Consider the following 20,038-nt stretch of genomic DNA (forward strand, 5'->3'; position numbering starts at 1 on the left):
GATGATTAAGTAAAGATGTTTGTTAGAATAAATGTTTTTTGTAAGCTACAAATGGAATTATATTTTATTAATCTTTGTTATTCATTACTTTCGTTCCGTATTGTCTCATTGCGTAGTTCTCGCTCTTTTCTTTTTTCATTTTCAAGATAATCCTCAAAAAGGTTTAACATTCTTCGGATTTTATAGGAATCCTCTCTTACATTTTCTATATTATCTTTCAAGTTGACTACATCTCGTTTAAAGGTAATATACATGTAAATGCCGACTTTGAGTGCTGACAACAGCATATATAATAGAGTATCTATAAGGATAAAGTAGTAAAAGATTTTGAATACACCCGTTAAAAAAGGTAAATTTAAAAGCGTTAAAAAAATGTATACAAAACTACCTACAAAACTTTGACGCAAAAATCTAACCAGCGTTAGGATATCTTCATCATCCAAATCTGCCATTACAGAATCAGGTTTTATTCCAATAAAAAAGCTAAAAATGGCAAAATAAATCCCAATAAATATACCTGCAATCGTTAGAAAAGCTCCTTCTTTTTCATTTAAAAAGAATTCAAATATGTTCAAAGTGAGATCTCTTTGAAAATAAAGTGAGAAAAGCAAAATCAATGTGACGATAAACAAAATAATTATTATGCCCCATTTTTCTAGAAATTTAACTAGACGATCTAACAAATGCATAGAAAAGAGACCTCCTCAAAATAGGAACGTTCGTTCTATTTTATCACATCCGAGATTCTTTTGGGAAGCAGAGGACCATATTTTGCAAAAGTTGAATTTTCGTTATTTGGATATTCTTCTAAGATTTCGTTACAAATAAACTCCCAGTTACTATTTACAGTTACATTTTTTAAATATAATCCTGTAACGCCCTCGTTTTTTAAATCAATCGTTTCTGTTCTTCCCGTATTTGGACTAAGATATTTAATCTTAACTGTTTCAAAAAGGTCACTCTCTAATTCAAGAAGTTCTAATAAAGACATTAAGTTATCTTTATTAAAACCTGTTCCTTTTCTTCCCTTACTGAAAGATAGAGTAGCTTTATTTGCTCCAAATTCATTATGTGTTGTCACTGTATTCCTAATCAATTTAAAAAATAAACTTTCAGGATTATTAGTTCTTGAAATAAAATGTCGTGATTTACCTCCAATATCTAACTTTATTTCGAGAGTTTTTATATCAGTTGAGGCAGAAATATCTTCCCAGCCAAGTTTACTCTCAACCGGCACAAATTCAACTTCCCAAACATTATTGTCATCTTTATATAAAAAACTTGTTAAATAGTCAGAGATCGCACGCATTCTAGGTCCATAATGGTTATATTCTACAATTGCTAATCTAGAGTTAGGAATAAAAACAGCTGAACTCATTTCTAGTACATCTCTTTTAATTAGTTCTATAATATCAGTACCTTTATCTGTTTCATAAGGCTTTTTATTTCTGTATTTCCCAAAACCTAATTTTCTTATACGCGAATTACCATCAGGTGTCATACTGAGACTAGTATAATCATCTTGCTTTACTCTTTTTAACTTTTTTTCTGGTTTTAAAGTCACAATCTTGTCCAAAAGATCATCAAAGGCTATGTCTGTTTTCTCTCCATTAAATGATACGAAACAGTTATATAAATATGCTTGTTTGTTCACTTGAACACCTCTATATATTTTTATTTACCACTATTTTCATCGGTCCACGTTTTAAGATTTAAATACATAACCGTGAATTTATAGAAATATATTGAAATTATTATAAGCGTCCAGACAGACTTCACATATTCTATTTCTACAAAAAATTCTTGTTCACGTTCAAGAACTTCCCCTGCACGAATACTCGTTCTACTTTCAATTGTACTTAAAGGTCAATTTTGAGTTCATCTATAAAGGTGAACTTAAAATTTGTTTTCAATCAATACCAAACTGCGCTTCGTGCAGTCTGCTGTATACGCCGCCCATTTGAATTAAATCTTGGTGGCGGCCTTGTTCTTCAATGCCTTCCTCTGTCACGACAATGATACGGTCGGCGTGTTTAATTGTTGCAAGACGGTGGGCGATGACGAGTGTTGTCCTGCCGACAGCCAGTTCACTAAGCGCGTCCTGTATGGCTTTTTCTGTTTCTGTATCCAGTGCTGATGTGGCTTCATCTAGAATAAGTATGGACGGATTTTTCAGGAACATCCGTGCAATTGACAAGCGCTGCTTTTGACCGCCTGATAGTTTGACGCCGCGCTCACCTATCACCGTATTCAATCCTTCTGGGAAACGCTGGACAAGTTCCTCTAAATGCGCACGCCTGACAGCCTCCCAAACCTCTGCCTCGCTGGCTTCTAGGTTGCCGTACGCAATGTTTTCACGAATGGTGCCTGAGAATAAAAAGACATCCTGCTGCACAATACCGATCTGCTGCCTTAAAGAAGTCAGTGTCATCGATTTTGTACTTACACCGTCTATCGTGACCTCTCCTTCATCCACATCATAAAAACGAGGCAGCAGACTGCAAATCGTCGATTTACCCGCGCCTGAAGGCCCGACAAACGCAACCGTTTCTCCTTGTTTGATCTTCAAATCGATATTCTTTAACACATGACTGTGTTCATCGTAGCCAAATGTTACGTTTCGATATTCAATCTCACCTTTCAATCCGTAAACATCACGTGCTCCCTCTGTATCCTTCACATCTGGCTCTGTTTCAAGTAAGTCGACATAGCTTTTAAAGCCTGCAATGCCTTTTGGATACATTTCAATGACCGTGTTGATTTTATCAATCGGTCTAAATAATACGTTAGTGATCAGAACAAACGCGATAAATCCACCTGCCGTTAATTGCCCCTGAAGAACAAACCATGTACCTGCCAGAAGGACAAATAATGTCACAAGTCTTGTGAGAATATAGCTGATCGATCCGTTGACCGACATAATTTTATAGGAAAGAAGCTTCGCTTTCCGAAAGCGGTTGTTGTTTTCCGCAAAACGCTTTTTCTCAAAATGTTCATTGGCAAAGGCTTGAACAAGACGAATGCCGCCGATATTATTTTCAACCCTTGCATGGAAGTCTCCAATGTCATTGTTAAGCTGTGTAATCGCCTTCGTCATCTTCTTATTAAAATGAAGGGCGAGCCAAATGATGACTGGCATAATCAAGAAGGTTAAAATAGCCAGCTGCCAGTTAATCATCAGCATGACGGCAAAGGCACCAAGGATTGTCATAATCGCTATAAACAAATCTTCAGGACCATGATGCGCCACCTCTCCAATGTACATGAGATCGTTTGTCATCCGTGACATGAGTTTACCCGTTTTGTTGTTGTCAAAGAATTTAAAGGATAGGCGCTGGAAGTGATCAAACAGCTTCTTCCTCATATCTGTTTCAATATTGATGCCAAGCATATGTCCCCAATACGACACAATAAATTGCATAACCGAGCTGAGGGCATAAATGACAAACAGTGCAAGCGCGGTCCAGCCAATGACTGTCCAGTTTCCTGTTGGCAATAATGTATCAATGAAGTAGTTCACGATAAGAGGGAAACCCAGTTCCATGAGTCCAACTGCCACAGCGCAAAAGAAATCTAAAAAGAAAAGACCTCGATAGGGCCTGTAATAGGCAAAAAAGCGTTTTAGCATATGTAAAAGAACCTCATTTCCTCTATAATTGATAATCATTTTCAATTATAGAGGAACCCTCTTCAAAATACTAGATCAGTAAATGATTTCTTTGGTTGGAAAACCTCATAACACGCCAGAAAACAATCGGGCAAATGATTCCTTTAATCGCTCCTTTAAGCCTCTTTTATAAAAATGAACTGGTCCCATCTGCTCACATTCCTTCATGTCTTCCTCATAGTGTGCCATCAGTTGCTCAATTGGCTTTTTCGCAGCTGTAAAGACATTCACCTCAAAATTGAGCTGAAAGCTCCTCATATCCACATTTGCAGTGCCGACCGAGGCAAGCTCTCCATCTGCGATCATCACTTTTTGATGCATGAAGCCCTTTTGATAGTGATACACCTTGATGCCCTCTTTTAGGAGCTCAGAAAAATAGGAGCGTGTGGCGTATTGTGTGAGGAAGCCATCATTGATCTCCGGTACCATCACCCGGACATCCACTCCTCTTGTAGCAGCAATTTTCAATGCTGTACGAATGGATTCATTTGGGACAAAATAAGGTGTCGCAATCCAGACAAATTGTTTCGCATTTGAGATGAGTGCATCATATAAATCACTCATACTTTCTTTCATATCGGGGCCGGTCGGGACAACCTGAATCACATCCTCGCCTGTTACAGGATGCGGTGTATGATACTTCGGATCATCAATTAATACTTCATCTGATACATACTCCCAGTCGAGCATAAAAACAGAATGAAGGGTTTGAACAGCCTCGCCCTTTAACATCGTATGCGTATCACGCCAAAAACCAATGTTTTCATCCCGTCCAACATATTCTTTTCCGACATTTAACCCGCCGACAAATCCTGTTTCTCCATCAATAATCACGATTTTCCGGTGATTTCGGAAATTGAATTTTTGATTAAAGAATCCATATTTTAAAGGCAGAAAAGGAGCGACCTTGACCCCTGCCTGCTTCAATCGTTTAATATCTTTTCGTGAGAAGCGAATGCTACCTGCCGCATCATAGATGAAGCGAACCTCTACTCCTTCTTTCACTTTTTCTATCAGAATCTCCATCATCCGATGCCCAAGAAAATCTGATTTGAACATGTAATATTCAATATGAATGAACGATTTTGCCTTTTTTAGTTCTTCAAAAATACGGGGAAATGTCTCCTCCCCATTCTTTAAAATATCCATATCACTATTTGTGTTCACATGCATGCCTGTTGCCTTTTCTGTGTAATGAAAAAAAGTCCGCTGATTATCGGTTAGACGCGATTCATCCGGCTTGCTCTCAAGCTCCGATATTCTGCGCAATTTTTCACGGTTGTACATTCTCTTTGATTTGAATAAATGACCTTTCACATAGAGCTGTCCCGAGAACAGATAAAACATATAGCCAATGATCGGGAAAAAGATCAGCACGTATATCCATAAAAGTGTGTGTTGTGATGTCCGGTTCTCTAGCATGAGTGAGATGATGCTAAATAAAATAATGGCGATATAAACTGCTGCATACAGCTGAACGCTCCACGCTGGCACTGGCCACCAAAACACCACATATGCCCCAAATATCATAAAATATAAAAATAAAAATTCGAGTCTCCTCTTTTTCACATTCTCCGCCCTCATTCGTTTCTGTCTTTTCTCTTCCATACCCTTTGCACAGCTTGTCTGAAACGCACGGCCTTTCTTTCTCCTAGCTTTTACAGACTTGGGCCATTTGATCCGATATAATGGAGAAATATGTGATGGAAAGGAAGATTTGTCTATGTATACACCCGCCCCTTTAAAAAAGGGCAGCCATATTCGTGTGATTGCCCCAAGCCGAAGTGCCAGCATTTTATCAGAAGAAGGAGTTGCTCAAGCAAAGAAGCGTTTAGAGACTTTAGGTTTCACTGTCTCTTTTGGACAACACGTGTTTGAATGTGATATTCATTCCTCATCTTCTATTGAACACCGCTTGTCTGATCTCCATGATGCGTTCATAGATAAGAAAGTCGACGGTATCTTGACTGCCATTGGAGGCTTCAATTCCAATGAGCTCCTGCCTTACATTGATTACGACTTGATCCGTCAGCACCCTAAAGTTCTTTGTGGATACAGTGATATTACTGCACTCGCAACCGCCATTACCGCCAAATGCGATATGGTGACATACTCAGGCCCTCATTTTTCCAGTTTCCAAATGGAACAGGGACAAGAGGAGCAAACCGCTATGTTTCAAGCCTGCTTGATGAACGGCGGTGAGCCATTTGAGGTGATTCCATCGACAAAATGGAGCGATGACGCATGGTACCTTGACCAAGCGAACAGGGAGTTTCACCCGACGAAATGGGGAATATATCAGGAAGGAACAGCTGAAGGCATCTTGTATGGCGGGAACCTTTGCACACTGAACTTATTGCAAGGGACACCCTTTATGCCTCGCATCAAGGATGCCATCTTATTTGTGGAGGATGATGAGTTGGTCTTCCCTGAAATGTTCGCCAGAGACCTCACCTCCCTCTTGCATCACACAGAATCTATCAAAGGGTTGATCATCGGACGATTTCAGAAAAAATCCAAGATGACAGAGGAACATTTAAAGTTCATTTTAGATAAACACCCAATGCTTCAACACATTCCAGTGATTTACGATGTCGATATCGGACATACACAGCCGGTCTTCACCTTGCCGATTGGCGGGAGTACCGAACTATCCTGCTACGGCGGACAAATCCAATGGCGTGTTCACGCATAAATAAAACCTAAAAAGCACCCTCATATGTGGGTGCTTTTTCTATTCCATCGATTCTTTTTTTAAAATTTTTTTAGAAAAAGTGATCCAACCCTTCATCCCCTTCGTTAAGTAGATGTAAAAAGAAAAGAGAGGAGGGGGCAACATGTTCTCTGATGTACTTAGCCAATTATTTGATTCTATCTCTAACATTATTAATACGCTTGGGTAATCCCATTTAACGACACACATACTACATGCTTTTTGAAGGGAGGATACAAACTATGTTCTCTGATGTACTTAGCCAATTATTCGATTCTATCTCTAACATTATTAATACGCTTGGGTAATCCCATTTAACGACACACATACTACATGCTTTTTGAAGGGAGGATACAAACTATGTTCTCTGATGTACTTAGCCAATTATTTGATTCTATTTCTAACATTATTAATACACTTGGGTAATGTTCAACATCCGCTGTCTCTAGTAGATAGCGGATGTTTTTATTTAACAGATTCTGAATAGAGCAATTTAAATTAGGAACCTTGCTTGATTATCATCAAGTCAAAAAACCCTTTATGAACTTGTTTCTACAAACCCAATTGGATGTTATGATCTATTTAAGGAATATATTAACTATATAAAGGAGATATAATGATTAAACGTCTGATTGGTTTGTTTTTTATTACTCTTTGTATGATTGGATTAAGCTTCACTTCAAAAACTCTCACCCTTTCTGAAGAGGAATTAGATGATAAGGTCATCCACGTATTGGACTCATTATGGGAAGAGCATAAATTGTTTAACTATCAGATTATCAAGACAGAGCCCACAATTTCCATTGGCATCGATACTTCAAAAGATATAGCAGGTTTGCAATCTGCATTAGAAAAGCAACTTCCTAAACAAGCATTAAAGGATTACGAAATTGAGATTTTCCAGAGACATAAAAGTGATCTAACAGATGAACGATGAAAAATACAAACAAAAAACCCACTCTTGTTTACAGTGGGTTTTTCGTATAATTACATCTTTTCCGGTGCCGATACACCAATTAGTTTTAATGCATTCGCCAGCGTAATTTGTGTCGCTTTCATGAGCGATAGACGTGCTGTTGTTTTTGTTTCGTTTTCTACATCAATGACCTTTTCGGCATTGTAGAAGCTGTGAAAGGCTGATGCAAGGTCATAAATATAGTTCGTCACACGGTGCGGAATACGCTTTTCAGCTGCTTCTGCTACAACTTCTGGGAAGCTGCCAATGATTTTGAGAAGATCGTATTCTTTTTCCGATTGAATGTGAGAGAAATCTGCTTTTTCAAGGTTTGGCTCGTAGCCTTTTTCTTCACCTTGACGCAGCATGCTGCAAATTCTTGCATGGGCATATTGTGCGTAGTACACAGGGTTTTCGTTAGACGTAGAAATCGCTAGGTCTAGGTCAAAGTCCATATGTGTCGCCGCACTTCTCATCGCAAAGAAATAACGCGTGGCATCTAAGCCTACTTCTTCAATCAGGTCACGCATGGTGACGGCTTTTCCTGTACGCTTACTCATTTTCATCTTTTCACCGTTTTTGTAAAGATGAACGAGCTGAATGATTTCTACTTCAAGCTTGCCAGCAGGATATCCAAGTGCTTGGATCGCCGCCTTCATTCGAGGGATATAGCCATGATGGTCCGCTCCCCAAATGTTAATGAGTTGATCAAAGCCTCTGTCTAGCTTATCTTTATGATATGCGATATCTGGAAGCAAGTAAGTGAAGCTGCCGTCATTTTTAATCAGCACGCGGTCCTTGTCGTCGCCAAAATCAGTTGAACGCAGCCACGTTGCGCCGTCTTCTTCAAATACATAGCCTTTTTCACGAAGGGTTTGTAGTGCTGGTTCGATTTTTCCGTTTTCATATAAAGAAGTTTCTGAATACCATACATCAAATGGCACACGGAAATTCTCAAGGTCTACACGTAATTTCTCTAATTCGTATTTCAATCCGTATTCACGGAAGAACTTCATGCGCTCTTCTTCCGCCTCATGCACGAAACGGTCACCAAATTCATCCGCAAGCTTTTGCCCGATGCCTTTGATGTCTTCTCCTCTATAGCCGTCTTCAGGCATCTCTTTTTCAAGACCGAGCGCCTCAAAGTAACGTACTTCTACAGATAAAGCGAGGTTATTGATCTGATTGCCTGCATCGTTGATATAGTATTCACGGCTCACGTCGAACCCTGCTTTATCAAGGATGTTGCAAAGAGAATCACCTACAGCTGCTCCGCGGGCATGTCCAAGGTGAAGGTCACCTGTTGGGTTGGCTGAGACGAATTCGACTTGCACCTTTTGGCCGCCGCCTGTATTCGTTTCACCATAAGCCTCTTTTGCTTCAAGGACAGCTGGGATGAGCTTTGTTAAATACTGATTGTTCATATAAAAGTTAATGAAACCTGGACCTGCGATATCCATTTTTTCAATAGAAGCTTTCCCTTTATCAAACGCATTGACAATGTCCTCTGCGATTTGACGAGGTGCTTTTTTCGCAATGCGGGCAAGCTGCATTGCCATGTTGGTGGAATAATCACCGTGAGTTTTGTCTTTCGGCACTTCTAAAAGGACATCTGATACCTGGCTTTCATCAGCAAGTCCTGCTTTGACGACTGCCGCAATAATTTCTTCTTTTAACGCATCTTTGACCTGTTCTGCGATATTCATGAACGTAAATCCTCCTTATACGAAATCGATAATGTATGTAAATGCTTTTGACCTTCCCCTGTCAGCATATCGTACGTAATGTGTAGCAGTCCCTTGTCCACATCGAGATCAATGCCATGTGTGTGTACATCAAGCTGTAGTGTACCGAATGGCATCGTGTAATGTGTAACGGTCGTTTCTCCAATGAGAAAGCGCTGCTTCATTTGAATAGCCCCTGATCTCATGACAAATATTTCTTTTTCACTCATTTTCACAACGGTTTTTACTTGACCCATTTCATGTTCTTCATGGTAAGTGAGATACGTTTTGTCATTCTTTTCTTGATACGTTCCAGTTGTGCGGAATTCGATCGTTTCTGCCGGCTCCGTCTCTGGTTTCATCACTGACTTTACATGAATTGAAATTTGGTTTTGTGTCATTTTGCACTTCCTTTGCTAAGACCCGTTTAACTAAAATAGTATACCATATTCATGATCGCCTATCATCCCATCATTTCTCTTCTTCTCTACGTTTAAACTTCGTTTTTCTTCTTCCGCCATCCCTTTAGAAAAAAAGAAATATGAAACTGACCAATACGACGAGTCCAGTCTTTACGCCCAAGTCTTTTCTTTTCATTAAATAAAAAAGAGCTTGCACGCCTGAACTTGCCAAAAATGCCTGAAAAAAATCAAATGGTGCGATATTTGCCTGCTTACATACCACCTGCATGAATAACGCAATGGCCGTCAGATAGAAAAAGCCTCGATCCTGAAACAGCCCCAACATCTCTTCCTTTGCTTCCTTTTCCGAAGTAAAAACAGGCGGATCTGCTGTGAGTTCTCGTTTTAATGTAAGAATGCCTGCCGCTAACATACATAAAGCGAGAAGCACCATCAATATAGAAGAAAACATGAACTGCCTCCTTTTCCATGTAAAAAAAAGAGCTTGTCTACATGAGATGACAAGCCCTTTATCAAGGTATTATTTCACAAACCCAAGCAGCATTTCACGTAAAAGCTTACTAGCTGTATTCGCAGTTTGGTCGGAATGATCGTATACAGGTGCTACCTCTACAAGGTCTGCACCAACTACTTGCACATCAGAACCTGCAATCGCATGAATGGAAGCAAGCAGCTCTTTTGATGTAATACCGCCAGCATCCACCGTGCCTGTACCAGGTGCATGAGCCGGGTCGAGTACATCAATGTCGATTGTGACATAAACTGGTCGCCCTTTCAGCTTTGGCAATACTTTCTTCAACGGCTCCAGCACTTCAAATGTAGAAATGTGCATGCCCGCTTCTTTTGCCCATTCAAATTCTTCCTTCATCCCAGAACGAATCCCAAAAGAGAATACATTTTCAGGTCCAATGAGTCCTGCCACTTTACGAATTGGTGTTGAATGAGACAGCGGCTCACCCTCGTATTCCTCACGAAGATCCGTATGTGCGTCCATATGGATAATCGCCAAATCAGGATATTTCTTATGCATCGCGCGGAAAACAGGCCAAGACACAAGATGCTCGCCTCCCATTCCTAATGGAAACTTCCCTTTTTCTAAAATGCTGTCGACATACTCTTCAATTAAGTCTAAGCTTTTCTGTGCATTTCCAAAAGGAAGTGGAATGTCACCGGCATCAAAGAATGGTACCTCGTGCAGCTCACGATCTAAATAAGGGCTGTACTCCTCTAAGCCAATTGAAACCTCACGAATTCGATTCGGGCCAAAACGTGAGCCGGGCCGGTAACTAACGGTCCAATCCATCGGCATCCCGTATAAAATGACCTTTGCATCTTCCCATGTCGGATGACTTCCAATAAACACTTTTCCTGAATAAGCCTCGTCGAATCTCATGCAAGATTCCTCCTTTTACGCTTCAAAAAATGCGCAAACTGTCATTTGCGCATGTCCATTTCGCTTGATTTATTTGATTAAGTCGCTCACAAATTTCGGCAGAACGAATGCCGCTTTGTGCAATTCTTTTGTGTAATATTTCGTTTCAATATCAAAGAAACGGCTGTCTTCAACAGCAAGTGGATCATATTTTTTAGAACCGATAGTAAATGTCCAAAGACCACTTGGATACGTTGGAATATTTGCTGTGTAAAGCTTCGTGATTGGGAAAATCTCTTTTACATCACGCTGAACATTTGTAATCAACTCAGGTGTGAACCAAGGGTTGTCCGTTTGTGCCACGAAAATACCGTCTTCTTTAAGTGCTTTTGAAATGCCTGCGTAAAATCCTTTAGAAAACAGGTTCACAGCTGGGCCTACTGGTTCAGTTGAATCCACCATGATGACATCATACTCATTGTCAGCTTCGGCAATGTGCATAAAGCCGTCTCCGACTTTGACATCTACACGAGGATCATCTAATTTTCCAGCAATCGAAGGAAGGAATTTCTTCGAGTATTCGATGACTTTGCCATCAATATCAACAAGTGTCGCTTTTTTCACACTTGGATGCTTCAGGATTTCACGAATGACACCGCCGTCTCCTCCGCCTACGACAAGTACATTTTCCGGGTTTGGATGAGTGAAAAGAGGAACATGTGCCACCATTTCATGGTATACAAACTCATCTTTCTCAGATGTCATCACCATACCGTCTAAAAACAGCATATTGCCAAACTCTTCTGTTTCCACCATTTCTAAATGCTGAAAATCTGTTTGTTCTGTGTGAAGGGTTTTGTTCACCTTCAATGTAATACCAAAATTCTTCGTTTGCTTCTCTGTATACCAAAGTTCGCTCATTGTCCATCTTCCTCTCATCCAATAATAAACAAACATCTATTGTTAGCGCCTTTTATCGGCTATGACTATATCGATTGTCCAAGAAAAAAGTATAGTGGATTCATATCAAATTGTAAAGAACCGCATGAGTTCTCTTCGATTTTTAAGCATGCTCTCGTAATCGTTTGTTTAAAACGGTTTTCTTTGTTCCATACTGATAAAAAACCGTCAAAATGGGGGCTTTGCATGGACACAATCATGAGTAATAAAAAAATCCGCATGACCGTGAAAACGATTCGAGCCTGTTTTTTTATCGGCTTGCTCGCTTTTCTATTTGCAGGCACTGTCTTTTTGACGATTCTTTTAATAGCCAAATGGCAAGGCGCCCCTTCTGTTCAAGTTCCCCAATCTACGACGATTTATGCAGCAGATGGTTCAAAGCTTGGAGAATCCAGCTTTGGAGAAAAGAGATATTGGGTGCCATTAAAGGACATGTCCCCTCATATCAGTCAGGCGGCTGTAGCTGTGGAGGATAAAACCTTTTATGAACATCATGGCTTTGATATCAAACGGATGGCGGGTGCTGCAGTAGCTGATATTCGTGCCATGGCAAAGGTACAAGGCGCCAGCACGATCACCCAGCAATATGCACGAAATCTGTATTTAGATCATGATAAAACGTGGAAGCGGAAGTGGAATGAAGCCTTTTACACGATCCGTTTAGAGCAAAACTATACAAAAGATGAGATTTTAGAAGGATACTTGAACACCATATACTATGGTCACGGAGCATACGGGGTGGAAGCGGCGTCCCGCCTGTATTTCGGGAAAAAAGCGAAGAATTTGACCCTCGCCGAATCTGCCCTTCTTGCCGGTATCCCGAAGGGCCCTTCTCTCTATTCACCTTATGTGAATGAAGAGAAAGCCAGCGCTAGAAAGAATATGATTCTGAGACAAATGCAAGAGGACGGAATGATTACGAAAGAGGCAGCCGATGAAGCCGAGAAAGAAAAATTGTCCTACCGCCCTTTGCAGCAAAAACAGCTGCAAGCAAAGCAAGCCCCGTATTTTTATGATGATGTGATTCGAGAGCTGAAACAAAGCCTAGGGTTAACAGAGGAGCAGATTGAAACCTATGGACTTCATATCCAAACGACCCTAAATCCAGAATTACAGAAAATTGCCGAGAAGACGTTAAAAAGCACAATGAATTCAGCATCAGACATTCAAATCGGCTTTACCGCTATCCATCCCCAAACAGGGCATGTACTCGCCCTCATCGGGGGAAGAGATTATGAGAAAAGCCCATTCAATCGGGTCACACAAGCGAAAAGACAGCCCGGCTCAACCATGAAGCCTCTTCTCTATTACATTGCCTTGCAAAATGGGTTCACACCAGCAACCGTCATGCGCAGTGAAGAAACGGTTTTTGAGCTCGGTGATCAAGGAAGCGGTGCTGCTTATTCACCAAGCAATTATCATGGCTATTACGCCAATGACGGTATTACGATGCTTCAAGCCCTGGCGCTGTCTGATAACATTTATGCCGTGAAAACCCATCTATTTTTAGGAATGGAGCAGCTTGTAACAGCCGGCAAGACATTTGGTATCAACGAGAAACTAGACCAAGTGCCATCACTTGCCCTAGGCACGTCTCCTGTCAAACCAATTGAAATGACCAACGCTTACGCCATGCTTGTCAATGGCGGAAAACAAGTCAAACCAACCTTTATTACGAAAGTAACGGATGCAAAAGGCAACGTGCTATTTGAAGAAAAACAAAAACGAGAGCAAATTTTAGATGAAAAAGCAGCGTTTGTCACCACTGACATGATGTCAGGAATGTTCAATGATCAATTAAACGGCTATACGAGCGTCACTGGCCGCACCATTATGAAGGATCTCACGCGAACATACGGAGGAAAATCAGGGACGACAGGAGCCGACAGCTGGATGATTGGCTTCTCTCCCCAGCTTGTCGCAGGTGTGTGGACGGGCTATGATAAAGGGCGCACCATTGACTCCGTCGAAGAAACAGCTTATGCAAAAAAGATATGGGCATCCTTTATGGAATCAGCCCTATCAAATCAGCCAGCCTCCTCCTTCATGCCGCCAGACGGTGTAAAAGGTGTGTATATCAATCCAAAAACCGGTGATCTTGCGGGTCCAGGATGCGAATCAAAGGTATTCACCTATTTTGTAGAAGGAACGGAGCCGACAGGTGTCTGCTACGGCGCTGCGGAGAAATCATCTGAACAAGATCCGGTTCAAGACCAAAGGCCAAAGAAATGGTGGGAAAAGTGGCTGAAACGTTAAAAAAGGACATGAAAAAACCCGAGATCTGCATCTCGGGATTCTCCATGTCCTAGCTTTAACACCAGTTTACTCAAAAATCAGCTGGAATTGGTAGCAATTCTCCATTCTTCACAAAAATTTCACAATTATTCAGGGACAGCCAATCCTTCTTTTAATTCATCTGTGGATGCTTCCCATAGTGCTTCATTATGACCCTTCAAGAAGTCCGCAAGCACCTTTTTCGATATGTCATCCATATGACTGACAACAATTTTTCGCTTCATCGATTTATCCATTAAATTCACATGCTCTGGAAGCGATTTATACCCGCGGCGGATTGAACGGTCGACGGTCATTTCACAAGCCGTCACACCCGCATAATAAGGGCCTATTTCTCTGCGGTCAATGGTCACCCATACGAGCCAATACGGCTTTCCGTTCGGTACCTCTTCTTTGCTTTTCAAGAATTTAATTCCTTTTTCCACGGCACTTCTTGCATGCATCGCACCAATATCAATGACAGCTTCCTTTTCCTCTACGTCAATAATCACTGGCGAAATGTTATCTAGGCTGAGTGCACCCGCTCCAAATCCTCCGTGTCCGTCGGTTGCGTCTGTTTTTTTAATGATATTAAAACCAATTGGTTTCTTTTTTTTACCTTCCATTCATTAAACCTCCTAAAGCAGCGGCTTCAAAATAAGATTAAACCAGTATATGATTTGATCCCGCATTCCAATCAATGGACCAAAAACAAACTGTCCTAGCGGTGTGATCACAAATATGAGAAAAATAATGATCCCATATTGTTCGAATTGCGTCATTTTCGCCCGGATACGGGGACTGACGACGTCCTCAATAATACGATACCCATCCAGCGGCGGAATTGGCAATAGGTTAAATAGGAACAAAATGACGTTCAAGTTTATAAAGATTCGGAAGAAATAATCCACTCCAGGCTCAAAGCGCATGAGCGACTCCCCGCCAAATTTCTGAAGAAGCACGTACACGAAACAGCCTAGAAACGCCAACACCAAGTTACTTAAAGGACCAGCAATCGAGACGCAGATTCCTGCTAAGCGCGGGTTTTTAAAATGGTATCGATTCACCGGTACAGGTCTCGCCCAGCCAAACCCGGCGACAAAGATCAAAATCGTCCCAAATACATCGAGATGCTTCAGTGGATTTAATGTGAGTCTCCCTTGGTTCTTCGCTGTCGGGTCTCCGAAACGATACGCAACATATGCATGCGCCAGCTCGTGCATCGTAAATGCAACAACAAGCGTAATGGCGACATATGGAATCAGTTCTAATGGATACACAAGAAATTGGTTCAAAGGCATGAATCCCTCTTTCTTTCTATACAATGATTTACTTCATTCAGTATACTATAAGAAGTCCCTTAAACTAAAGGGAAGCGTAGCATTAAAGGAAAAAGGAGGTTTTCGCCATGCCGATTGTCACCGTACAAATGCTTGAAGGAAGAACAGACGAGCAGAAAAGAGCTCTTGTAGAGAAAGTCACTGATGCTGTTGTTGAAACAACAGGCGCAGGTGCAGAAAAAGTCTCTGTTATTATTGAAGAAATGAAAAAAGAACACTATGCCGTAGCAGGAAAGCGCATCAGCGACCTGTAAGCATAAAAAAAGGACAAGCACATAAGGTGTTTGTCCTTTTGTCTCTTATTCTATCGGTACCACGCTTTGTTGCGGTTCACTTGATTTTTATGAGCCGGATCAAAGAAATCAACTGTGTAGGAATAATCATAGTTCATTAAGCAGACAATGCCGCTGCCTTGAGGATCGTGCGGTAAGCCAAAGTTATGACCATATTCATGCGTAGCCGCTTTTGCTGTATTCGCTGTTCCTTGGTCAAGGTTGACAGCGAATGCACTTCCGCGCGGTGCACTATTGTATACATATGCGATTCCGCCAGCGTCAAAGTTTGGATTCGCTGTAAATCCTGTAACAAAATCATACCCTCTGCCATCAAAGCTGCGTGAAAGGTTAGATAAAATTTGCTCTGCATTAGATCCAGAAGACGTCCAAGATCCTACTGCTTGTACGACAAAGTCCACATCATGATCACGATTAAACGTCACATCCGCTTGCTCAATGATGCTGACAATCCGCGTTTGCCAGTCACTATATTTCGCACGATACTGTGCATCAGCCACAGCATAGACCGTTACTTTCTGACTGCCTGTACTTGCCTTTGTTGAAATAGAATCTCCTGTATTCGCCTTAAAGGTTCTAGAGCCTACTTGCTGACCAGACTCATCTAATACCTTTGTTGTCACATCTCGCTCAATTGGAGGTGCTGTCGCCAAATCTTTAAAACTGTTTGCCTTTGGCAACCCATCACTAATATGGGTTTCGAACGGCGCATGATCATGATCATGCCCATGACCCGCACTCGCTACTGGTGCTGAAGCTGAACTTACTCCCGGTAACAAACTACCTACCAATAAAAATGACAAAAAGACTGAACGCTTTTTCATTCCTATCCCTCCTTTGATTTTCACAAGGTTATATATTCACTGAAAATTCACTATTTTCCTTCTATTCAGTCAAAAACAGGGAATTGGATACACAGGAAGAAAGTCGAAACACGTCATATTCACTAATTTTCCGGATATTTCGGTACACATTTCATCGAAAAATAGCGCATTTGGTCTGGGTCTTACAAAACAAAAAAAGCCCAAAACATTGGGCTTTTGCGAAACTAGTTCAATTCCTTCAATTGATCAATATAAGCTAGTGCAGCCTCAAATTCTTCGTCCGTGTAGCGCTGCTTGCTTTTAATGGTGAAGACCTTTTCCTTCACCTCATCTTCTGGCAGATCATCAAAGTATAATATCGTGGAGACGAGCTCTAGAAAGCGAGACGATTGCTCATTCATCTGCTCCGTCAGCCCTTTGAGGTCAGGCATGTCCACTTCACATTGATCGAGAAACTCTTTCCCATTGTCCGTCAGCGAATAACGATATTGATAGTATCCGCCCTTTTTTTCCTTCATTTCGTCCAAGAATCCAAGGTTGCACAGCTCTTCAATTCTGAGCGTCAACTCCTCTGAATAGGGGCCATAAAAATGAAAATCGTATTTCTCGTAAAAAGGCAAATCTAGCTTTTTTGCTATGTAAATCATCTTTTGCAGCTTCTTCCGTCCAACGATTTCCCCGGATTCAGAGAATACCTTCATCAACTTTGCATGCTCTTTCAACAAATTCCCGACATCTCCTTTTTCAGTACTTCCTTATCCCAATCCAAGCAGCTTCATGATCGCCTTCTTTTCTTCAGCTTTTTCCGACATATCTACAATTAAGTCCATCGGGAAATAAAGTTTATGATCGGTTCTTCGTTTACCGGAAATGGCGTCAACAATATCTGACTGTCTCGACAGCTCTTTAATATGACCGCTTTGCGTCAAAAGGTGGATCGGCAGTCTCTCCTCTTCCTCCCCTGGTCTGTAGAAGTCATAGGGCAAATCAGACGAAGAGTCGACCACTAAATAATAGTCAGGATCAATGCCTGCCTCCTTGAACAAGGCGGTCAGCTTGAAATATTTCGTCATTTCTTCATTTGGATTAAACTCTGTATATTGGAACAATCGGCGGTTCATAAAACGGCGGCACAAATCAGCCAGCACGTGATCTTCTTCATCTTCCCACGCCTGAAAATAAAATAAGACAATGGATTCATCCAGTTTAAAATAGTCCTCTGTGGTGACATTCCCCTCAAAAATCGAATAAAAATGAACAGGGGCATGTGTAAAAATATAGCCCGTTTCATGCAGCTCTTTTGCACGATGAAGGATTTTCGTTAAAATGACTTCCGCACTGCGTGTCACTGGGTGGAAATAGACTTGCCAGTACATTTGATAGCGGCTCATAATATAATCCTCGACCGCATGCATCCCGCTCTGCTTCATCACAATCTGATCTTCTCTCGGACGCATCACGCGCAAAATACGCTCCATATCAAAATGACCATAACTGACGCCTGTATAATAGGCATCACGCTGTAAATAGTCCATGCGGTCGGCATCAATTTGACTTGAGATCAAACTGACCACCTGTTTGTTTTGATACGTCTTGGCAATGACTTCCGCCACATGCTTCGGAAAATCATCACTGACCCGGCGAAGCACATCATTGACTTCCGTTTTCCCTAAAATAATATCTCTTGTAAACGATTCATGATCTAGATGAAAGACCTTTTCAAACGAATGAGAAAATGGGCCATGTCCGAGGTCATGAAGCAGGGCGGCACTAAGTACAAGCTCACGCTCCCCTTCGTCCCATTCAGGTCTCCCTTTAAACACATCATCTACAATTCGTCTCACAATCTCGTATACACCGAGTGAATGATTGAATCGGCTGTGTTCTGCACCATGAAACGTCAAATAAGTGGTTCCTAGCTGTTTAATTCGTCGCAGGCGCTGAAATTCTCTTGTTCCTATTAAATCCCATATTAATGCGTCCCGTACGTGAACATAACGGTGCACAGGATCTTTAAATACCTTTTCTTCAGATAATTTCCCTTTTGGATACGCCATCGTTTCGTCCCTCTTTTTTAAGACGTGTTTCTATTATATCGGGTAACTTTTCCCGAAAACATCCTTGAATTTGCTGGTGAATGTGTTCTCAAAGGTTGCACGGACGTAAAAAGCCCGACCTGACAGGGACGGACCTCTTTTTAGGTCGACTGAACACATTCAGTGACATTTATTTGACTTTTTTTTGAACCTTTTCGAGTAATTCATCTTCTGTTGGTGCGGATAATGGGCGATTGTTCACAAACGCAAAAGCCTTTTTTCGGCCTGGACCACAATAGGATTGACAGCCAATCTCAATTTTTGCATCAGGGTCAACCGATTTAAGTCGAGGCAACAACGTCTTTAGGTTCGTCGCATCACAATCGTCACATACGCGAAACTCATTAGCCATGGTCTTACGCTTCCTTTCAATGATGAAAATTCATTCTATATGAAACAGTTGTACAACCAATCGTGAATAATATACCACCCAACATTGTACATCGAAGAGGCTGGACTTGCAAGACGCATATAATTGATGATACTGACTCACATAAAGCTAGTATTTTCTACTATCCTTTTAGCAAACTTGTATAAACCTTCTCGAACTTGGCTAATCTAATACCATCAAATCATATGGGGGTTTAAACATGTCAAAACAAAGACAAGATGCTTGGTCAGAGGAAGATGATCTCCTTTTGGCGGAAACCGTCTTACGGCACGTCAGAGAGGGCAGCACACAGTTGAATGCGTTTGAAGAAGTAGGAGACAAGCTGAATCGTACCTCAGCGGCATGCGGTTTTAGATGGAATGCTGTCGTGAGGCATCAATATGAAAAAGCGTTAGCCCTTGCCAAAAAGCAGCGCAAACAACGCATGCGTGCACTCGGCAATGGACAGCCTGCAAAAAAACGATTACTCTATCAGCCGCAAGTAGAAGAAACAGTCATGCAAGAGGAATTCTCACAGGAGCTGGAACAACCAACGCAGGAAGAAACGTTTGCACCAGCATCTGAAACAGCCGAACAGCTTCAGTTTGTAGATCAAAGCTACAATGAAGAGTTAGCTAGTTTATCACATTTATTGTCACAAGCTTCTCATGTGACAGAAAATAAGCCAACAGCTAGTCCTTTTAGGCAGCAACAGGACTTAACGATCGAAGATATCATTGATTTCTTGCGCCGCTATGAAGGCGATGGACAGCAATCTTCTGCCTTACGTATGGAAAACAGCCGATTAAAACGAGAAAACAGCGATCTTTCACATAAAGTCACGCAGCTAGAAGCTGAAGTGAAAAAGCTTGAAAAGGATCAGCTCACCATTCAAGAAGATTATGAAACACTCGTCAAAATCATGAACCGTGCAAGAAAACTAGTTTTGTTTGAAGAGGACGACAGTGCCGCACCAACCTTTAAAATGGACCGGAACGGCAACCTCGAAAAAATGGCAGAATAACAAA

The 20,038-nt window shown here is 41.3% G+C and carries 20 protein-coding genes; 5 read left to right on the top strand and 15 right to left on the bottom strand.

All coding sequences use genetic code 11. The features are described 5' to 3' along the window. Positions 1 to 77: 77 nt before the first annotated feature. The 4 genes from C5695_RS18625 to cls all read right to left on the bottom strand — a co-directional run bounded on the left by C5695_RS18625 (position 78) and on the right by cls (position 5,236). On the bottom strand, positions 78 to 689 hold the full coding sequence (locus C5695_RS18625) for a hypothetical protein (protein WP_117732371.1): 612 nt from the start codon (positions 687 to 689) through the stop codon (positions 78 to 80). Positions 690 to 724: 35 nt separating this feature from the next. Next, positions 725 to 1,654, bottom strand: coding sequence for a DUF6731 family protein (locus tag C5695_RS18630; RefSeq protein ID WP_117732373.1), 930 nt, complete (start codon positions 1,652 to 1,654; stop codon positions 725 to 727). 255 nt (positions 1,655 to 1,909) lie between these two features. After that, positions 1,910 to 3,628 (bottom strand): ABC transporter ATP-binding protein, encoded by a 1,719-nt coding sequence (locus C5695_RS18635; protein WP_117733201.1) that lies wholly within the window; start codon positions 3,626 to 3,628, stop codon positions 1,910 to 1,912. Between the two features lie 105 nt (positions 3,629 to 3,733). Next, positions 3,734 to 5,236 (bottom strand): cardiolipin synthase, encoded by a 1,503-nt coding sequence (cls, locus tag C5695_RS18640; protein ID WP_233230756.1) that lies wholly within the window; start codon positions 5,234 to 5,236, stop codon positions 3,734 to 3,736. 154 nt (positions 5,237 to 5,390) lie between these two features. Between cls and C5695_RS18645 the strand changes: the two genes are divergently transcribed. After that, positions 5,391 to 6,362 carry a S66 family peptidase gene (locus C5695_RS18645; protein WP_117732377.1) on the top strand — a complete coding sequence of 324 codons (972 nt, stop codon included), beginning with the start codon at positions 5,391 to 5,393 and terminating at the stop codon, positions 6,360 to 6,362. A gap of 634 nt (positions 6,363 to 6,996) precedes the next feature. Next, positions 6,997 to 7,317 (top strand): YolC/YozM family protein, encoded by a 321-nt coding sequence (locus tag C5695_RS18655; RefSeq protein ID WP_233230757.1) that lies wholly within the window; start codon positions 6,997 to 6,999, stop codon positions 7,315 to 7,317. Positions 7,318 to 7,367: 50 nt separating this feature from the next. Here C5695_RS18655 and argS read toward each other — a convergent pair whose 3' ends face one another. The 5 genes from argS to speE form a co-directional block, all read right to left on the bottom strand. Then, the gene (argS, locus tag C5695_RS18660) at positions 7,368 to 9,041 is read right to left on the bottom strand and encodes an arginine--tRNA ligase (RefSeq protein WP_117732379.1); all 1,674 of its coding nucleotides are present in this window, start codon (positions 9,039 to 9,041) and stop codon (positions 7,368 to 7,370) included. Further along, complete coding sequence (locus tag C5695_RS18665) at positions 9,038 to 9,460, bottom strand: YwiB family protein (protein WP_117732380.1); 423 nt, start codon at positions 9,458 to 9,460, stop codon at positions 9,038 to 9,040. Before C5695_RS18665 ends, argS begins: the two co-directional genes overlap by 4 nt. Positions 9,461 to 9,584: 124 nt before the next feature. Next, the gene (locus C5695_RS18670; RefSeq protein ID WP_117732383.1) at positions 9,585 to 9,932 is read right to left on the bottom strand and encodes a hypothetical protein; all 348 of its coding nucleotides are present in this window, start codon (positions 9,930 to 9,932) and stop codon (positions 9,585 to 9,587) included. 69 nt (positions 9,933 to 10,001) lie between these two features. Continuing rightward, positions 10,002 to 10,874, bottom strand: a complete 873-nt coding sequence (speB, locus tag C5695_RS18675) for an agmatinase (protein ID WP_117732384.1) — start codon at positions 10,872 to 10,874, stop codon at positions 10,002 to 10,004. Positions 10,875 to 10,943: 69 nt separating this feature from the next. Next, positions 10,944 to 11,774, bottom strand: a complete 831-nt coding sequence (gene speE, locus C5695_RS18680) for a spermidine synthase (protein ID WP_012011597.1) — start codon at positions 11,772 to 11,774, stop codon at positions 10,944 to 10,946. A gap of 225 nt (positions 11,775 to 11,999) precedes the next feature. Here speE and C5695_RS18685 point away from each other — a divergent pair, with 225 nt between their 5' ends. Then, on the top strand, positions 12,000 to 14,069 hold the full coding sequence (locus C5695_RS18685) for a transglycosylase domain-containing protein (protein ID WP_117732386.1): 2,070 nt from the start codon (positions 12,000 to 12,002) through the stop codon (positions 14,067 to 14,069). Between the two features lie 125 nt (positions 14,070 to 14,194). Here the strand turns inward: C5695_RS18685 and C5695_RS18690 are convergent, their stop codons facing one another. Continuing rightward, positions 14,195 to 14,713, bottom strand: coding sequence for a YwhD family protein (locus tag C5695_RS18690; protein WP_117732388.1), 519 nt, complete (start codon positions 14,711 to 14,713; stop codon positions 14,195 to 14,197). 12 nt (positions 14,714 to 14,725) lie between these two features. Continuing rightward, positions 14,726 to 15,388, bottom strand: coding sequence for a site-2 protease family protein (locus tag C5695_RS18695; RefSeq protein WP_117732390.1), 663 nt, complete (start codon positions 15,386 to 15,388; stop codon positions 14,726 to 14,728). 107 nt (positions 15,389 to 15,495) lie between these two features. On the opposite strand from C5695_RS18695, the gene C5695_RS18700 reads away from it, so the two are divergent. Beyond that, a complete protein-coding gene (locus tag C5695_RS18700) occupies positions 15,496 to 15,681 on the top strand; it encodes a 2-hydroxymuconate tautomerase (protein WP_012011601.1) in 186 nt (61 codons plus the stop codon). 50 nt (positions 15,682 to 15,731) lie between these two features. On the opposite strand, the gene C5695_RS18705 is transcribed toward C5695_RS18700, so the two are convergent. The 4 genes from C5695_RS18705 to C5695_RS18720 form a co-directional block, all read right to left on the bottom strand. Then, on the bottom strand, positions 15,732 to 16,544 hold the full coding sequence (locus C5695_RS18705; protein ID WP_117732392.1) for a zinc-dependent metalloprotease: 813 nt from the start codon (positions 16,542 to 16,544) through the stop codon (positions 15,732 to 15,734). A 224-nt stretch (positions 16,545 to 16,768) separates the two neighbouring features. Next, a complete protein-coding gene (locus C5695_RS18710; protein ID WP_117732394.1) occupies positions 16,769 to 17,269 on the bottom strand; it encodes a YwgA family protein in 501 nt (166 codons plus the stop codon). A 30-nt stretch (positions 17,270 to 17,299) separates the two neighbouring features. Beyond that, positions 17,300 to 18,601: an HD domain-containing protein gene (locus C5695_RS18715; protein ID WP_117732397.1), complete on the bottom strand. Its 1,302-nt coding sequence runs from the start codon at positions 18,599 to 18,601 to the stop codon at positions 17,300 to 17,302. A gap of 169 nt (positions 18,602 to 18,770) precedes the next feature. Continuing rightward, a complete protein-coding gene (locus C5695_RS18720) occupies positions 18,771 to 18,992 on the bottom strand; it encodes a YuzB family protein (protein ID WP_003215259.1) in 222 nt (73 codons plus the stop codon). Between the two features lie 238 nt (positions 18,993 to 19,230). On the opposite strand from C5695_RS18720, the gene C5695_RS18725 reads away from it, so the two are divergent. Beyond that, positions 19,231 to 20,034 (top strand): RsfA family transcriptional regulator, encoded by an 804-nt coding sequence (locus C5695_RS18725; RefSeq protein ID WP_117732399.1) that lies wholly within the window; start codon positions 19,231 to 19,233, stop codon positions 20,032 to 20,034. Positions 20,035 to 20,038 lie beyond the last annotated feature (4 nt).

Source organism: Bacillus pumilus, assembly GCF_003431975.1.
Lineage (GTDB): Bacteria > Bacillota > Bacilli > Bacillales > Bacillaceae > Bacillus > Bacillus pumilus_N.